Source organism: Oleiphilus sp. HI0086 (assembly GCF_001635225.1).
In genome coordinates this window covers 1-909 of sequence record NZ_LWFZ01001324.1, presented here as the reverse complement: position 1 = coordinate 909, position 909 = coordinate 1, and the positions used below count along the sequence as shown (strand labels likewise).

At 45.0% G+C, this 909-nt stretch carries 1 protein-coding gene; it reads right to left on the bottom strand.

The window, feature by feature from the left end; genetic code table 11:
• Positions 1 to 78: 78 nt before the first annotated feature.
• On the bottom strand, positions 79 to 909 hold an 831-nt coding region (locus A3756_RS22830; RefSeq protein ID WP_156490706.1), incomplete at its 5' end, for a DUF1631 family protein.

Here is a 909-nt window from a genome sequence, read left to right as displayed (position 1 = left end):
CAGCTTGAGGGCGCTCATTATAATTGGGTGACGGGCACTTCCGAGCACCAGTCAACCAACCATTACAAATTTTCATACCTAGTTAGCTCCGCGTAAACTCCCGATCACCGATTCTAAGGCACGATCAAACAATAAACCATCATTTAGAACTTGAAGCTCTCCATTTCTTAGCAGGGATGCAAAACCACTTTTATCCTGCTCCATTACTTTGATGCCGGATCGATTAACGAAAACAAACTTATCAATAGCCTTAATGTGTGCAGCAAGTTTACAACGTTCAGGACGTCCTTCCTTTGAAACCTCAAACCAGGTGCCAATGCTAGCTCTTTCCACCTGCTTACTAAATGCATCAACAATGGAATCGCTCGCACTAGCACTCAAATCTTCTTCTAGAACCGTTTCGGCACGCGTAGGCTCGACACTTGATTCCGTTTCTGCGTTATCACCGGTGCCTTGCTCACTGGGTGAGACAGGTTTACTGTCGGAGTTTGTTTCTCTAGAGGCAGCTTTAGGCGCAGGCTTGACCGGCTTTTCGGCTTCAACGCTAGATTGCTTAAAATCGTTAAAGTCTTGTTCAATTTCAAGCGTATCCTGAACCAACTCAGCAATGGCGTTATCGTCCATTGCAGACTTGGCAAACTCTTCGTATGTTTGCAAGTTATTCAAGACATTAACATGCTGAGCTTCGATATCGGCCAATAGGGTTTTCGCCTCAAACTGATCATACATGATCCGATTGAGCCCCTCCCGACACTTCCTCATAACACGAGGAATCGTTTTCAATAACTTGCCTCGAACATCAAACTCCTCCTTGTCTGGACTCACCGTCCAAATCAAATCTTTAACCAAGGCAATTTCAGCCTTCCAACTCTCTGAGTCGACACCACCGTTTAGGTATGTGTAATTAAG